Here is a 15697-nt window from a genome sequence, read left to right on the forward strand (position 1 = left end):
CTCAGCCCGGTGCGGCTTGCGCGCGCAATTGCGGCTGGCGCGCCAGCACCGCATCGCGCGGCCCGGCATCGCGCACGCGGCCGGCCTCCATGAGCACCACCTGGTCGAAGTGCGACAGCAGGCCCATGCGGTGGACCGAGGCGATCACGCAGGCCTGCGGGAACGCTTCCGCGATGCGGTCCAGCACGCGCCCCTCGGTGGCCGGGTCGAGCGCGCTGGTCGGTTCGTCCAGCAGCAGCAGCGAGCTGCCGCGCGCGGCCAGCACACCGCGCGCCAGGCACAGGCGCTGGCGCTGGCCGCCCGAGAGGTTGGCGCCGCGCTCGGTCAGGGGCGTGTCCAGATTGCCATGCAGGCCGGCCAGCACTTCGTCGAAGGCGCTGGTGTGGATCGCGGCCAGCAGGTCGGCGTCGTGCTGCGGCAGGCCAAATGCCAGGTTCTCGCGCACGCTGGCCTCGAACACCTCGGTCTCCTGCGGAATCAGCGTGGCGATGTTGCGCAGCTGCGCCCAGTCCTGCGGCTGGCCGTCCAGCAGCAGTTGGCCGGACGTGGGCGGGTACAGGCCCGCCAGCACGCGCAGCAGCGTGCTCTTGCCGCCGCCGCTGGGGCCGACCAGCGCCACGCGCTGGCCGCGCTGCAGCTGCAGGTCGACTTCGCGCAGACCACCACCGCGGGCGCTGTCGGTGTAGTGCCAGTGCAGCCCGCGCAGCGCCAGTTGGCGCCAGCGCGCATCCGCGTCCAGTGCCTCGGCCGCCTCCTCGGCGCGCTGCGGCGCGGTCAGCAGCGGCTCGGCGCTGCGGTAGTCGGTGTGCATGCGCGCGAAGCTCTGGAAGTTGCCGGCCATGGAGCCGATCACGCCGGCGGTCTGCTGCGCGTACTGGTAGATCATGAACACGCCGCCCAGCAGCACGGCCTCGCCGGGCGTGCGCGTCTGCCACACGTAGAGCACCACCAGGCCCCAGGTCAGCGCCAGCCCCAGGATGTCGACCGTGAACCATTTGCCTTCGCCGACGATGGTGGCGCGCCTGAGCGGGCCCGACACCGCGCGCATGCGCAGCCGCATCAGCGCGCGCGAGGCCGAGGCCAGCCGCAGGCCGATCACGGTGGCGGTGTTGCCGATGAAGTCGACCAGCGCGGCCACGTAGCGCCGGTCGGCGTCGTTCTCCTGGCGCGCCAGCAGCATCAGCGCGCGGTCGAAGCGCAGGACGACCACGGCGATCAGCAGGTAGCCGCCCAGCGCCAGCGCGCCGCTGCTGCGCGACAGCAGGGTCAGCGCAACCAGCGGCCCGAAGAAGTTGACGATGTTCTGCAGGTAGACGAACTGGTTCTGCGCGAAGTCGGCCAGCGCGCGGCTGGCCTGGTGCACGCGGTGCTGCAGCTCGCCCGAATGCTGGGTGCCGTGCCAGGCCAGCGGCGCGCCCGCGATGCGCGCATAGAGCCGGTCGCCGAGCTGCTCGCGCACGTGCACGGCCACGTTGCGCTCCAGCACGCGGCCGGGGCCGTGCAGCAGCCAGGACACCAGGTACACCGCCATCAGCGCAGCAATCCACAGCGCCGAGGTCTGCAGCTGCGTGCGTTGCAGCGCGTTGATGGCTTGCGCGGCCAGCCACGGCATGGCCAGGCGGATCAGCTGGGCGCCGCCCAGCAGGGTCAGCGCGCCGAGGAGCTGGCCGCGTGCGCCCTCGGCATGGCGCCAGAGTGCGCCATAGAGTTCGCGCGCGGCATGGGCTGGTGTGGTCGGTCCGGTGGAGGAGGTCATGGAAGCGATGCGGTAACGGCGCGCGCGGCCCTGGGCTGCCGGCGCTGGCCATGCGTTGTACCAGTTGCGCGCCGGCGCGGTTGCGATCGCCCCCGGCGCGTCAGCCAGGCCCACGGTGCAGCCTGCCTTCGCCAGCGCCTGTCAAGGCGGCAGTGCGATCCTGATGCGCAGGCCGCCGTTGTCGGCGAGCGATGCACCGATCGCGCCGCCGTGGGCCAGCACCGCGCTGCGTGCGATCGCCAGCCCCAGGCCGGCACCCCGGCCCGCGTCGTGCTGCTCGATGCGCACGAAGGGCTCGAAGATGGCTTCCAGCATGTCGGGCGGCACGCCCGGCCCGCAGTCGCTGACGACCACTTCGAGCTGCGCGCCGTCGGCGCCGGCGCGCGCACACACGTCCACCGTGCTCCCCTCGGCGGTGTGCTTCACCGCGTTGCGGATCACGTTCTCGAACGCGCGGTAGACCAGGTCGCCATCGACCTGGGCCACAAAGTGTTCTGGCGTTGCGATGCGCACGGACCGGTTCTTCGCGCGCGCCTCGAAGTCCGCGTCGGCGGCAATGTCGTGCAGGATCTCCACCACGTCGACCGCGCTGCGCGCGACCGGTGCCGCTGCCGTCAGCCGGTGCAGCGTGAGCATCTCGTCGATCAGCGCATCCAGCCCTTCGGTCTCCCGCTCCACGCGATCGACCATGGCGTCAGCCGGCGCCGAACCCTGCCGGAGCAGCCCGATCGCCGCCTGGATGCGCGACAGCGGCGAGCGCAGCTCGTGGGAGATGTCGTGCAGCAGCCGGTCGCGCGCGGCGATCATGGCCTGCAGCTGCGCAGCCATGCCGTCGATGTCGTGCGCCAGGTCGGTGATTTCGTCGCGGCGCCCGTTCATCAGCGGCTCGACGCGCGTGCCCAACTCGCCTTCGGCCATGCGCTGCAGCCCCCAGCGCAGGTGTTCGAGCGGCCGCGAGAGATACCAGGCCAGGAACGCGCCGAACACCAGGCTGGCGAGCACCGCGATCATGAGCGGCACCAACGGGAGTCCGCCCACCTTGAACACCGGATCGCCCGGCGGCGGCGTCACCCCGATCAGCCACAGGTACAGCGCCGTGAACCCGATGCTGGAGATCATGCAGCTCGACAGCACGAGCAGCAGCTTGCGGAACAGGCGCGTGGGCCGCGACATGGGTTCTCAATCCTTCAGCAGCTGGTAGCCCAGGCCGCGCACGCTCTGGATCCACGAGCGGCCGTCGTCGCGCAGGCCCAGCTTCTGGCGGATGCTGCTGATGTGCACGTCGATGCGGCGGTCGAAGCGCGTGAGCGGCCTGCCGAAGGCAGCCTGCGAGATGTCCTGCTTGCTGGTCAGCTGCCCGGCGTGGCGCGCCAGCACTTCCAGCAGGCTGAACTCGGTGCCCGTGAGCTCCAGCGGCGCGCCGTGCCAGATGGCCTGGCGCGTGCCGGGATGCAAGGTCAGGGCCCCGGCCGTCAGCGCCTGCGCCGTGTTCGCCGCCTCCGGTTCGCTGCGGCTCCCGGTGCGCCGCAGGATCGCGTGGATGCGCGCCACCAGCTCGCCGGGCGTGCAGGGCTTGGGCACGTAGTCGTCGGCGCCCATGTTCAGGCCGACGATGCGGTCGACGTTGTCGCCGCGCGCGGTGAGCATGAGCACCGGCACATTGCTCGCGGTGCGGATGCGGCGCAGCGCCTCCATGCCGGACAGGCGCGGCATCATGATGTCCAGCACGACGAGGGCGTAGCCGCCGCGCAGCGCCTCGTGCACGCCCGCCTCGCCGTCGTTCGCCACGCGCACCTCGAAGCCTTCGCGCGAGATGTACAGCGACAGCATCGATGTGAGGTCGACGTCGTCGTCGACAAGCAGAACCCTGTGCATCGGCACGAGTATGGCGCCGATCCGGCTGTGGGCCGGCGCGTGGCAGCCGACATTTACCCAGCTTAACGCTGGCTGACCGCAGCCAACAGCAGACGCTCCTACGCTCGGCGCAGGAAGAAGATCTGATGAAAGCACCCCCCCGTTTCCTGCTGGCCATGCCCCTGGCGGTCTGCGTCGCGTGGAGCCTGGCCGCCTGCGCCACGGCCCGCCTCGAAGACGCGCCGCAGCCGCGCGCGCCGCTGGCCTGGCAGGCGCAGTTGCCCCACGGCGGCAGCGCCGGCGACCTGCAGCAATGGTGGCAGCAGTTCGACGACGACCGCATCGCCCGCCTGGTGGAGATGGCCGAACGCGACAGCCCCACGCTCACGCAGGCCTGGGCCCGCATCGAGAAGGCCCGTGCGACGCTGCGCAGCACGCGGGCGCAGGCGCTGCCGGGCGTGAGCGCCAACGCATCGGCCTCGCGCAGCAACCAGTTGCAGTCGGGCCAGTCGGTGGCCTCAGGCACCTCGCGCAGCGCCGGCTTCGATGCCTCCTGGGAGATCGACCTGTTCGGCAAGCTGCGCCGCAACGCCCAGGCTTCCGAGGCGCGGGTCGAGGCGCGCACCGCCGACTGGCACGATGCCCGCGTCTCGCTCGCGGCCGAGGTCGCGGACACCTATGTGCAGTACCGCGCCTGCATGCTGCTCGCCGATGCCTACCAGCGCGAAGCCGATTCGACGGCCGCCACCGAGCGTGCCACCGCCACCGCCGTGCAGGCCGGCTTCACCGCGCCATCGGACGCTGCGCTGGCGCGCGCGGGCCTCGCCAGCGCACAGTCGAGCCTGCTGCAGCAACGCACGCAATGCGGCCTGCTCGTCAAGTCGCTGGTCTACCTCACAGGGGCCGACGAGCCTTCGTTGCGCGCGCTGCTCGCAGGCGGCGAGGAGCGCATTCCACAGCCCGCCGCGCTGCAGGTGCAGGCGGTGCCGGCGCAGGTGCTGCGCCAGCGCCCCGACCTGGCCGCGCTCGAGCGCGAGGTGGCCGCCACGGGCGCCGAGATCGGTGCGGCCCAGGCCGATCTGTATCCCAGCCTGTCCCTCGGTGGCTCGGTCAGCGTGTCGGCCAGCAGCCTCGCCTCGCCGGCCACGCTGTGGTCGTTCGGGCCGTCGCTGTCGATCCCGCTGTTCGACGGCGGGCAGCGGCGCGCGGCGGTCGACACCGCCCAGGCCAACCACCTGTCGGCGCTGGCCAGCTACCGGCAGGGTGTGCGGGCCGTCGTGCGCGACGTGGAAGAAGCGCTGCTGAACCTGGACGGCGCCGGCCGGCGCGCGGACCAGGCCGCCACCGCCGCGCGCGAATACCGGAGCTACTTCCTGTCGAGCGAACGCAACTGGCGCGCGGGCCGCACCAGCCTGCTCACGCTGGAGGAAGCCCGGCGCTCCGCGCTGTCGGCCGAGCTCACCGAGATCACCCTGCAGCAGAACCGCGTCCAGTACTGGATCGCGCTCTACAAGGCCGTCGGCGGCGGATGGCAACCCGGCACCCCGGTTGCGCAGCCCCAGACAACGGCCGACGACCAGACCGAGAAGCCATGATCACCCCGTCCAAACCCAGGATCCGAAGCCGCGCCCTCGTCGCCGTGTGCGTTGTGCTGGCGGTCGCCGGTGCAGCCCTGCTGCTGCGGCCTCCCGCGAACGCCCCGGCGGCTTCCACGCCGGCCAGCGCCATGACGGTAGCGGTGACCGCGCCCGACCACCGCGATTGGCCGCAGACCCTGTCCGGCAGCGGGCCCATCGCGCCGTGGCAGGAGATCGTCGTGAGCCCCGAGACCGGCGGCCTGCGCGTGGCCGAGTTGCTGGTGGATGTCGGTGCCGTGGTCCGGCGCGGGCAGGTGCTCGCGCGTCTGGCGGACGACAGCCTGCAGGTCGAGCTGCGCAAGCAGCAGGCGGTGGTCGCGCAAGCGCGCAGCAGCCTCGAACAGGCCAGCGCTTATGTGCGGCGTGCCGACGCCGTGGGGGCGAGCGGCTCGCTGTCCGACCAGCAGATCGAGGAGTACCGCATCTCGGAGGCGACGGCGCGCGCGACGCTCCAAGCGTCGCAGGCAGACCTGGACAGCGTGCAACTCAAGCTCGCACAGACGCGTGTGCTGGCCCCGGACGACGGGGTGGTGTCGTCCAGGACCGGGATCGTCGGCAACGTGGCGAGCGCGGGCACCGAGCTCCTGCGCCTGGTTCGGCAGGGCCGGCTCGAATGGCGGCCCGAACTCGATGCCACCGCCATCGCTTCCGTGCAAGCCGGGCAGAAGGCAGCGCTGACGCTGCCCGACGGCGAACGCATCACAGGCACCGTGCGCGTCGCGGCGCCGACTTTGTCGACCACCACCGGCCGCGCCACGGTGTATGTCAGCCTGGACAGCGGCGGCACCGCACGCGCCGGCATGTTCGCCAGCGGCCAGCTCCGGCTGGGCAGCGTGCCGGCGGTCACGCTGCCCCAGTCGGCGATCGTGATGCGCGACGGACGCGCCTATGTCTACCTCGTGGATACCGACGACAAGGTGTCCGCGCAGGCCGTGACGACGGGCCGCCGCCAGGACGGCCGGGTCGAGCTGCTGTCGCCCATGCCCGCCGATGCGCGTGTCGTGGCCAGCGGCGGCGCCTTCCTGTCCGATGGCGTGCAGGTGACGGTGGCGCGCCAGGAGGCCGCGCGATGAATGTCTCGTCCTGGTCGATCCGCAACCCGGTCCCGGCCGTCCTGACCTTCATCCTGCTCACGGTGCTGGGGCTCATCGGCTTCCGGTCGCTGCAGATCCAGGACTTTCCCGACACCGACCTGCCGACCATCCAGGTCTCCGCGTCGCTCGAAGGCGCCGCGCCGGCCCAGCTGGAGACCGAGGTCGCGCGCAAGATCGAGGACAAGCTCGCATCGCTGGGCCGCCTGGACCACATCACCACGACCATCACCGACGGCGCGGTGACCATCGGCGTCAGCTTCGAGATCGACAAGAATTCCGAGGAGGCGCTGAACGAGGTCCGCAACGCGGTCGACGGTGCCCAGGCCGACCTGCCCGCCAGCATGGCGTCGCCCACGGTCTCCAAGCTGACCACGGCCAGCAGCGCGCTGCTGACCTACACCATCGACGCGCCATCGATGGACGAGCAGGACCTGTCCTGGTTCGTCGACAACCAGGTCACCAAGAGCCTGCTGGCCGTGCCGGGCGTGGGCTCCGTGGCGCGCGTGGGCGGGGTCAGCCGCGAAGTCCACGTCGACCTCGATTCGGTGCTGATGGCCGGCCTGGGCGTCACGCCGGCCGACGTGTCCACGCGGCTCAAGGCGACGCAGAAGGAATCCTCGGGCGGCGAGCTGTTCGTGGGCGGGCGCAAGCAGTCCAGCCGCACCCTGGCCACCGCGGGCTCGGCCGCCGAGGTCGCGGCCATCACGGTGCCGCTGGCCGATGGCCGCTATGTGCGGCTGGACCAGATCGCCCGCATCCGCGACACGCATGCCGAGCGCACGACCATGGCGCTGCGCGACGGCAGGCAGGTGATCGGCTTCCAGGTCAAGCGCTCGCGGGGCTTCTCGGATGTCGGCGTCGCCGACGGCGTGCGCGCGGCGCTGCAGAAGTTCTCCGCCGCGCACCCCGAGCTGCGCATCGCCGAGGCCAGCAACACCGTCACGCCGATCGAGGAGAACTACCAAGGCTCCATGGAGCTGCTGCTCGAAGGCGCGGTGCTGGCCGTGCTGGTGGTGGGCTGGTTCCTGCGCGACCTGCGCGCCACGCTCATCGCAGCGGCGGCGCTGCCGCTGTCCATCGCGCCGGCCTTCGCCTTCATGGCGCTGGCGGGCTACTCGCTCAACACCATCACGCTGCTCTCACTGTCATTGGTGGTCGGCGTGCTGGTCGACGACGCGATCGTGGAAATCGAGAACATCGAGCGCCACCTGCTGATGGGCAAGACGCCCTACCAGGCCGCGATGGAGGCCGCGGACGAGATCGGCCTGGCGGTCATCGCCACCACCTTCACGCTGGTGGCGGTGTTCCTGCCCACGGCCTTCATGGGCGGCATCCCGGGCAAGTTCTTCCGCCAGTTCGGCGTGACGGCCTCGGTCGCCGTGCTGGCGTCATTGCTGGTGGCGCGGCTGCTCACGCCGATGATGGCGGCCTACCTGCTCAGGCCCAAAGCTGCGCACCTGCACGGCGCAGCGACGGACGGGCCCACCATGACACGCTACCTGGGCTGGGTGCGCGGCGTGCTGCAGCACCGCAAGTCCACGGCCGCGGCCGCGCTCCTCTTCCTGGTGCTGTCGCTGGGCCTGGCGCTGTCGATCCCGACGGCGTTCATGCCGGCGCAGGACAAGGCCCAGAGCACGGTGACGCTCCAGCTCGGCCCCGACGCCACGCTGGAGCAGACCGTCGCCACCAGCCGGCAGGCGCAGCAGATCCTGAGCGCCATGCCCGAGGTGCGGTCCGTGTTCATGGCCGCCGGCACGGCCAGCTCCGGCAGCGGCATGGCCACCACCTCCACCACCGATGTCGGCAGTGCCACGCTCACGGTCGACCTGGTGGACCGGGGCGACCGCGCGCGCAAGCAGTCCCAGGTCGAGGCCGCCATGCGCGCGCAGCTGCGGGCCATTCCCGGCGTGCGCGTGACCGTCAGCGGCAGCAGCACCGGTTCGACCCTGGAGATCACGCTGGCCGGCGACGATGCCGACCTGCTGAACCAGGCCGCGCAACAGGCCGAGCAGCAGCTGCGCTCGCTCCAGGGCATCGGCAACGTGACGTCGAGCGCGGCCCTGCAGCGGCCGGAGGTCCAGGTGCGGCCTGACCATGCGCGCGCCGCGGCCCTGGGCGTCACCGCCGAGGCGCTGGCCGACGCCGTGCGGCTCGCGACCTATGGCGACTACGCGACGGCGCTGCCCAAGCTCAACCTGCCCGAGCGCCAGATCGCGATCCGCGTGCGCATGGACGACGCCGTGCGCGCCGACATGGACGCGGTGGCCCGGCTGCGCGTGCAGGGGGCGCAGGGCACGGTCAGCCTCGGTGCGGTGGCGGACGTGGCCATGGGCAGCGGGCCCGCGCAGATCGACCGCCTGGACCGCTCCCGCAATGTGACGTTGAGCGTGGAGCTCAACGGCCGCGCGCTCGGCGAAGTACAACGCGAGGCCATGGCCTTGCCGGCGTTCACCGCGCTGCCCGCCGGCGTGCGCCTGGTGGAACAAGGCGAGCTGCAGCGCATGGCCGAGCTGTTCACCAGCTTCGGCACGGCGATGGCCATCGGCGTGTTCTGCATCTATGCGGTGCTGGTGCTGCTGTTCCACGACTTCCTGCAGCCCGCCACCATCCTGTGCGCGCTGCCACTGGCCTTCGGTGGCGCGTTCGGCGCGCTCTGGCTCACGAACCAGTCGTTCTCGATGCCGGTGGTCATCGGCGTGCTGATGCTGATGGGCATCGTGACCAAGAACTCGATCCTGCTGGTGGAGTACGCCATCGTCGCGCGGCGCGACCGCGCACTGGCACGCCTTGATGCGGTGGTCGACGCTTGCCACAAGCGGGCGCGGCCCATCGTCATGACGACCATCGCCATGGCCGCCGGCATGCTGCCCAACGCGCTGGGCCTGGGCGCGGAGCCGAGCTTCCGGCAGCCGATGGCGATCGTGGTGATCGGCGGCCTGCTCACCTCGACCGTGCTGAGCCTGCTGGTCGTGCCCGTGGTGTTCACCTATGTGGACGACCTGCTGCAGTGGCTGCGCCGGTTGCTGCCGTCCCGGCGTTCCAGTGCATGAAGCGCCGGCGGCTCGCGCATGAACGGCCGGGCCGCTGCGACGCCTGGGCCGGTCAGCGCGTGTCCTGCATCACCAGCTGCGTCTGCGTGACCACGGCGCAGAGCTTGCCGTCGGCGTTGCGGATGCTGGTCTGCCAGACCTGGGTGGTACGGCCGCGGTGCAGGGCCACGCACTCGCCCGTGACCACGCTGCCGACCTTGGCCCCGGCCATGAATTTGGTGCTGGAATCGGTGGTCGTGGTGCGCTGGCCTGCCCCCAGCTGGGCGAAGGTGCCGACCGCGCCCAGCGTGTCGGCGAAGGCCATGTAGGCGCCGCCATGCAGGATGCCGCCAGCTGTGCACAGGTCGGGCCGCACCTGCATTTCAGCCAGCACGCGTTCGGGCGAGAGCGCGGTCAGGCGCACGCCCATGAGGCCGGGGAAGAGTGGATCGAGGCGGGCCTGGACGGCGGCGAGGTCGGACATGCGCGAAGTCTCCTGGGCTTGTGTGGTGTGGCGGATCAGCCGGTCGCGGTGTGCCGCGCGTGCAGCTTCTGCATGCCGCCCAGCCAGCGCTCGTAGTCCTGGCCCTTGGCGCGGAAGTACTGCAGCACTTCCGGGTGCGGCAGCACGAGGAAGCGTCCGTCGTGCATGGCCTGCAGCACGTCGTCGGCCACCTGCTCGGGCGGCAGCACGCCGTCGTGCGCGGCCGAGCTGTCGCCGCCCGTGCTGGCCACCATCGCCGTCTGCACCGATTGCGGGCACAGGCAGGCCACGCCCAGGCCGCGCCGCCCGTAGGCAATGCGCAGCCATTCCGCGAACGCCACGGCCGCGTGCTTGGTCACGGCATAGGGCGCGGTCTCGACGATGCTGAGCAGGCCCGCGGCCGATGCCGTGACGAGGAAGAAGCCCTCGCCGCGCGCGACCATCTCGGGCACGACGGCGCGCGCGGCCCAGACATGGGCCATGCCATGCACCTGCCACATCGCATTCCAGAGTTCGTCGTCGAGTTCGATGCCGCCAGCCTTGCCGAGGATGCCTGCGTTCGACAGGTAGGCATCGACCTGGCCGAAGTGCTCGCGCGTCGCCGCGACCAGGGCCTGGATCTCGGCCTCCTGCCGCACGTCGCAGCGCAGCGCCAGGCCCGCGCCTGCGGGCAGGCCGTCGGCCACCTGCTGCGCCGCTTCTTGCTGGATGTCGGCCACGACCACGCCGCGCGCGCCCGCGGCGGCGCAGCGCTGCGCCAGGCTGCGGCCGATGCCGCTGGCCCCGCCGGTGACGATGACGACCTTGTTCCGGATGTCCATGTGCCTGACCTCGTGGATGCGCAAGCGCGCGAAGAGCGCCAGTGTGTCAGCTCGGCGATGCGCCCTGTGTCGCGGTGTAGACGGCATAGACCGACTGGCTCGCGATCATGAACAGCCGGTTGCGCTTGGGGCCACCGAAGGTCAGGTTGCCGCAGACCTCGGGCAGGCGGATGCGGCCGATCAGCTTGCCCTCGGGGTTCCAGACGGTGACGCCGTTGTAGCCCACGGCGCGGCCGGCGTTGCTGGCCGACCAGATGTTGCCGAACACGTCGGCGCGCAGGCCGTCGGGCCCGCACTTGACGCCGTCGACCATGCAGTCGCTGAACACGCGCTGGTTCGACAGCTTGTTGTCCGCGCCCACGTCCAGCACGTGGATGTCGCCTTTGCCGGCCGGGCCGGTGCTGGCCACGTAGAGCTTCTTGAAGTCGGGCGAGAAGCACAGGCCGTTGGGGTTGGGCACCTTGTCGTCGGCGATCACCACGTCGAGCCGGCCGCTCGGATCCCAGCGGTAGACCTGGGTCGGCAGCTCCTGGCGCGCATCGCTCACGCCGGGCGGCTGGCCGATGCGGTTGTTGAGCCGGCCGGCGCGGTTGCTCTTGCCGCCGGCCGGATCGGGCGTGCCCTCGTACAGCTGCGCGCCGTAGGGCGGATCGGTGAACCAGATGCTGCCATCGCTGTGCGGCACGGCATCGTTGGGCGAGTTCAGGCGCTTGCCATTCCACCGATCGGCCAGGATCGTGGTGGACCCATCGAGTTCGTAGCGCACCACGCGGCGCGTCAGGTGCTCGCAGCTGATCTGGCGGCCCTGGTAGTCGAAGCAGTTGCCGTTGCTGTTGTTCGAGGGGCTGCGGAACACCGAGACATGTCCGTCGTCCTCGATCCAGCGGTGCTGGCGGTCGGCCGGGATGTCGCTCCACAGCAGGAACTTGCCGACGGAATTCCAGGCCGGGCCCTCGGCCCAGCCGGCGCCGGTCCACAGGCGCTGGATCGATGCATTGGGTTGCGCCAGGTCGTTGAAGGACGGATCGACCGCGATCACGTCGGGGTCCCAGAAGTAGGTTGTCGGTGGTGCGCCGGGGCCGAAGTCGCGCGGCGGTGTGGTCACGGTGCTGGGCGGCCCCAGCGGTGGCTTGCCCTGGGCCCAGGCACTGGCACCGGCCAGTGCCGCGGCGCCTGCACCGGCCCGGGCCAGGAAGCGCCTTCTGTCTGGCGTGGGCGCAATGCTGTCGCCCAGGCTCTGCTTGTCCGCTGTCGCCATGGTTGTCTCCTTTGTGTTGGCGGGTCGCATCCGGAAGCGCCGCCACGATACGGGGGTCGGCCGCGTCGCACAAGGCGGCGCGCGCAGGCGTTACATCTGGTTGGAAACTTGCGTGGCGTGAAGGCGCTGCGCGGGCACCGGACAATGGGGCCATGGCTTCCGCTTCCCGTCCCTCCGCCGCGCCGCACCAGCCCCTGCCCGAACGGCTGCGCCCCAAGACCCTGGGCGAGGTCGTCGGCCAGCAGCAATTGCTGGGCGAGGGCATGCCGCTGCGCATCGCCTTCGAATCCGGCCAGCCGCATTCCTGCATCCTGTGGGGCCCGCCCGGCACCGGCAAGACCACCATCGCGCGGCTCATGGCCGATGCCTTCGACGCGCAGTTCATCGCCATCAGCGCGGTGCTGGGCGGCGTCAAGGAGATCCGCGAAGCCGTGGAGCGGGCCACCATCGCGCGCGACGGACTGGAGCAGCGCGGCACCATCGTCTTCGTCGACGAGGTGCACCGCTTCAACAAGAGCCAGCAGGATGCCTTCCTGCCGCATGTGGAGAGCGGGCTGTTCACCTTCATCGGCGCGACCACCGAGAACCCCTCGTTCGAGGTCAACTCGGCTTTGCTGTCGCGCGCTGCGGTGTATGTGCTGCAGCCACTCGGCGAATCCGAGCTGCGCCAGATCGTCGCCAAGGCCCAGGCGATCGACGCCGTGCCCGAGACCGATGACAAGGCGGTGCAGCGCTTGATCGCCTACGCAGACGGCGATGCGCGACGCCTGCTCAACACGCTGGAGACCCTGGCCGTGGCCGCACGCCAGGAGAAGCTCACGCGCATCGAGGACAACTGGCTGGTGCGCGTGCTGGGCGAGCGCATGCGCCGCTACGACAAGGGCGGCGACCAGTTCTACGACAGCATCAGCGCGCTGCACAAGTCGGTGCGCGGCTCCGACCCCGACGCGGCGCTGTACTGGCTGGTGCGCATGCTGGACGGTGGTGCCGAGCCGCGCTACATGGCACGCCGCCTGGTGCGCATGGCCAGCGAGGACATCGGCCTGGCCGACCCGCGCGCACTGCGCCTGGCGCTCGACGCGGCCGAGGTCTACGAACGCCTGGGCTCGCCCGAGGGCGAACTCGCACTGGCCGAGTGCGTGGTCTACCTGGCCGTGGCGCCCAAGTCCAATGCGGTCTACACCGCCTACAACCAGGCACGCGCTTTCGTGAAGCAGGACGGCACGCGGCCCGTGCCCATGCACCTGCGCAATGCACCAACCAAGCTCATGAAGAGCCTGGACTACGGCAAGAACTACCGCTACGCGCACGACGAGGACGACGGCTTCGCAGCCGGCGAGCGCTACTTCCCCGACGGCATGGACGACCCCCAGTTCTACCGTCCTGTGCCGCGCGGGCTGGAGCTCAAGATCGGCGAGAAGCTGGCCGCGCTGCGCGAAAAAAACCGCCAGCAGCGCGGCTGAAAAGGCGCTTTTCACAGAGGGAAAACCCCGTCTGAATACACGCCAAACCGGCGGATGCCCATGACTACAATCCCGCCCCAACCCGCTGCTGGCACAGGCTTGGCGGGCTTTTTGCTAGTCCCCACAAAGGGCTATGCGCAGGGCGTACCGCAACGGAGAAGTCGATGGATATCTTGCTACAGCAGATCATCAATGGTCTGGTCATGGGCAGCATGTACGCATTGGTGGCCTTGGGCTACACCATGGTGTACGGCATCATCAACCTGATCAATTTCGCCCACGGCGAAGTGCTCATGGTGGGAGCACTCACAAGCTGGTCGGTCATCGGCCTCATGCAACAGAACATGGCCGGCACGCCCGGCTGGATCATCCTGATCATCGCCATGGTGATCGCCTGCATCGTCGCTGCCGCACTGAATTTCGTGATCGAGAAGGTGGCCTACCGGCCGCTGCGCAACAGCCCCAAGCTGGCGCCGCTGATCACCGCCATCGGCGTCTCCATCCTGCTGCAGACGCTGGCCATGATCATCTGGAAGCCCAACTACAAGGCCTACCCCACGCTGCTGCCCAGCGACCCCATCCACATCGGCGGGGCCGTGATCTCGCCCACGCAGGTGCTGATCCTGGGGCTCACGGCGGTGTCGCTGGCCGTGTTGATGTGGCTGGTCAACTTCACCAAGCTGGGGCGCGCCATGCGTGCCACGGCCGAGAACCCGCGCGTGGCCGCGCTCATGGGCGTCAAGCCCGACGTGGTGATCTCCGCCACCTTCATCATCGGGGCCGTGCTGGCGGCGATCGCCGGCGTGATGTACGCCTCCAACTACGGCACGGCCCAGCACGCGATGGGCTTCCTGCCCGGCCTGAAGGCCTTCACGGCCGCGGTGTTCGGCGGCATCGGCAACCTGGGCGGCGCCGTGGTCGGTGGCATCCTGCTGGGCCTGATCGAGGCCATCGGCTCGGGCTACATCGGCCAACTGACGGGCGGTGTGCTGGGGAGCCACTACTCGGACATCTTCGCCTTCATCGTGCTCATCATCATCCTCACGCTGCGGCCCTCGGGCCTCCTGGGTGAGCGGGTGGCGGACCGGGCCTGAGGAACGACGCCATGAGCTTCCTGCAAAAGAACAAGCCGCTGACCCTGGTGGTCTGCGCCATCGTGCTGATCGCCTTTCCGCTGGTGCTGCAGAACTTCGGCAACGCCTGGGTGCGCATCGCCGACATGTCGCTGCTGTACATCATGCTGGCGCTGGGCTTGAACATCGTGGTGGGCTATGCCGGCCTGCTGGACCTGGGCTTCGTCGCATTCTTCGCGGTCGGTGCCTACATGTTCGCGCTGCTCGCTTCGCCGCACCTGACCGACACCTTCGAGGCATTCAAGGCCATGTTCCCGAACGGCCTGCATTCCTCACTGTGGCTCGTGATACCGCTCGGGGCCGGGCTCGCGGGCCTGTTCGGCATGCTGCTGGGCGCGCCCACGCTCAAGCTGCGCGGCGACTACCTGGCCATCGTGACCCTGGGCTTCGGCGAAATCATCCGCGTGTTCCTGAACAACCTGGACCATCCGGTCAACCTGACCAACGGCCCCAAGGGCATCAACCAGATCGACTCGGTCAAGCTGTTCGGCCTGGACCTGGGGCGCTCGCTGAAGATCGGCGACTTCACGCTGCCTTCGGTCACGCTGTACTACTACCTGTTCCTGGCGCTGGTCGTCATCAGCATCGTCATCTGCCACCGGCTGCAGGTTTCGCGCATCGGCCGCGCCTGGATGGCGATCCGCGAAGACGAGATCGCGGCCAAGGCCATGGGCATCAACACCCGCAACATGAAGCTGCTGGCCTTCGGCATGGGTGCGGCCTTCGGCGGCGTGGCGGGCTCCATGTTCGGTGCCTTCCAGGGCTTCGTCTCGCCCGAGTCGTTCAGCCTCATGGAGTCGGTCATGATCGTCGCCATGGTGGTATTGGGCGGCATCGGCCACCTGCCCGGCGTGATTTTGGGCGCGGTGCTGCTGTCGGCCCTGCCCGAAGTGCTGCGCTACGTGGCCGGCCCGCTGCAGGCCATGACCGATGGCCGGCTCGACGCCCCCATCCTGCGCCAGCTGCTGATCGCGCTGGCCATGATCATCGTGATGCTGCTGCGCCCGCGCGGGCTGTGGCCTTCGCCCGAGCACGGCAAGTCGCTCAACAAGAAGATGGCGCCCGACCCGGTGCCCGGTTCGGCCCAGGCCATCACGCCCGGCGTGGACACGCCGGCCGATGCGGTGCCTGGCGCGGCCAACCGTCCCATGTCCATCAACCCCTGAAG

General features: G+C 70.2%; 12 protein-coding genes. 6 read left to right on the forward strand and 6 right to left on the reverse strand.

The genetic code is table 11. The features are described 5' to 3' along the window. Position 1: 1 nt before the first annotated feature. From ASF45_RS31275 to ASF45_RS31285, 3 genes are all read right to left on the reverse strand, one after another. Positions 2–1756 (reverse strand): ABC transporter ATP-binding protein, encoded by a 1755-nt coding sequence (locus ASF45_RS31275; protein ID WP_056672925.1) that lies wholly within the window; start codon positions 1754–1756, stop codon positions 2–4. Positions 1757–1897: 141 nt separating this feature from the next. Continuing rightward, entirely contained in the window at positions 1898–2929 is a 1032-nt protein-coding gene (locus ASF45_RS31280) for an ATP-binding protein (RefSeq protein WP_056672781.1), read from the reverse strand. A 6-nt stretch (positions 2930–2935) separates the two neighbouring features. Then, complete coding sequence (locus tag ASF45_RS31285) at positions 2936–3631, reverse strand: response regulator transcription factor (protein ID WP_056672782.1); 696 nt, start codon at positions 3629–3631, stop codon at positions 2936–2938. A 125-nt stretch (positions 3632–3756) separates the two neighbouring features. On the opposite strand from ASF45_RS31285, the gene ASF45_RS31290 reads away from it, so the two are divergent. Genes ASF45_RS31290 through ASF45_RS31300 form a run of 3 tightly spaced genes read left to right on the forward strand, consistent with a single transcriptional unit; the run spans position 3757 to position 9391 of the window. Continuing rightward, entirely contained in the window at positions 3757–5205 is a 1449-nt protein-coding gene (locus ASF45_RS31290; protein WP_056672783.1) for an efflux transporter outer membrane subunit, read from the forward strand. Beyond that, positions 5202–6320: an efflux RND transporter periplasmic adaptor subunit gene (locus ASF45_RS31295; RefSeq protein WP_056672784.1), complete on the forward strand. Its 1119-nt coding sequence runs from the start codon at positions 5202–5204 to the stop codon at positions 6318–6320. Before ASF45_RS31290 ends, ASF45_RS31295 begins: the two co-directional genes overlap by 4 nt. Beyond that, the gene (locus ASF45_RS31300) at positions 6317–9391 is read left to right on the forward strand and encodes an efflux RND transporter permease subunit (RefSeq protein ID WP_056672785.1); all 3075 of its coding nucleotides are present in this window, start codon (positions 6317–6319) and stop codon (positions 9389–9391) included. Before ASF45_RS31295 ends, ASF45_RS31300 begins: the two co-directional genes overlap by 4 nt. A 52-nt stretch (positions 9392–9443) precedes the next feature. Here ASF45_RS31300 and ASF45_RS31305 read toward each other — a convergent pair whose 3' ends face one another. The 3 genes from ASF45_RS31305 to ASF45_RS31315 are packed head-to-tail and all read right to left on the reverse strand — an operon-like array spanning position 9444 to position 11933. Beyond that, entirely contained in the window at positions 9444–9854 is a 411-nt protein-coding gene (locus tag ASF45_RS31305; protein ID WP_056672786.1) for a PaaI family thioesterase, read from the reverse strand. A gap of 35 nt (positions 9855–9889) precedes the next feature. Then, positions 9890–10675, reverse strand: coding sequence for an SDR family oxidoreductase (locus tag ASF45_RS31310; RefSeq protein WP_056672787.1), 786 nt, complete (start codon positions 10673–10675; stop codon positions 9890–9892). A gap of 46 nt (positions 10676–10721) precedes the next feature. Then, positions 10722–11933, reverse strand: coding sequence for an SMP-30/gluconolactonase/LRE family protein (locus ASF45_RS31315; RefSeq protein ID WP_200932237.1), 1212 nt, complete (start codon positions 11931–11933; stop codon positions 10722–10724). Positions 11934–12085: 152 nt separating this feature from the next. On the opposite strand from ASF45_RS31315, the gene ASF45_RS31320 reads away from it, so the two are divergent. The 3 genes from ASF45_RS31320 (at position 12086) to ASF45_RS31330 (ending at position 15695) form a co-directional block, all read left to right on the forward strand. After that, positions 12086–13396, forward strand: coding sequence for a replication-associated recombination protein A (locus ASF45_RS31320; protein ID WP_056672788.1), 1311 nt, complete (start codon positions 12086–12088; stop codon positions 13394–13396). A gap of 164 nt (positions 13397–13560) precedes the next feature. Continuing rightward, entirely contained in the window at positions 13561–14490 is a 930-nt protein-coding gene (locus ASF45_RS31325; RefSeq protein ID WP_056672789.1) for a branched-chain amino acid ABC transporter permease, read from the forward strand. 11 nt (positions 14491–14501) lie between these two features. After that, the gene (locus tag ASF45_RS31330) at positions 14502–15695 is read left to right on the forward strand and encodes a branched-chain amino acid ABC transporter permease (RefSeq protein WP_082551380.1); all 1194 of its coding nucleotides are present in this window, start codon (positions 14502–14504) and stop codon (positions 15693–15695) included. The last annotated feature ends 2 nt before the right edge of the window (positions 15696–15697 follow it).

The organism is Pseudorhodoferax sp. Leaf265 (genome assembly GCF_001422365.1).
In the GTDB taxonomy this organism is placed as follows: domain Bacteria; phylum Pseudomonadota; class Gammaproteobacteria; order Burkholderiales; family Burkholderiaceae_C; genus Pseudorhodoferax.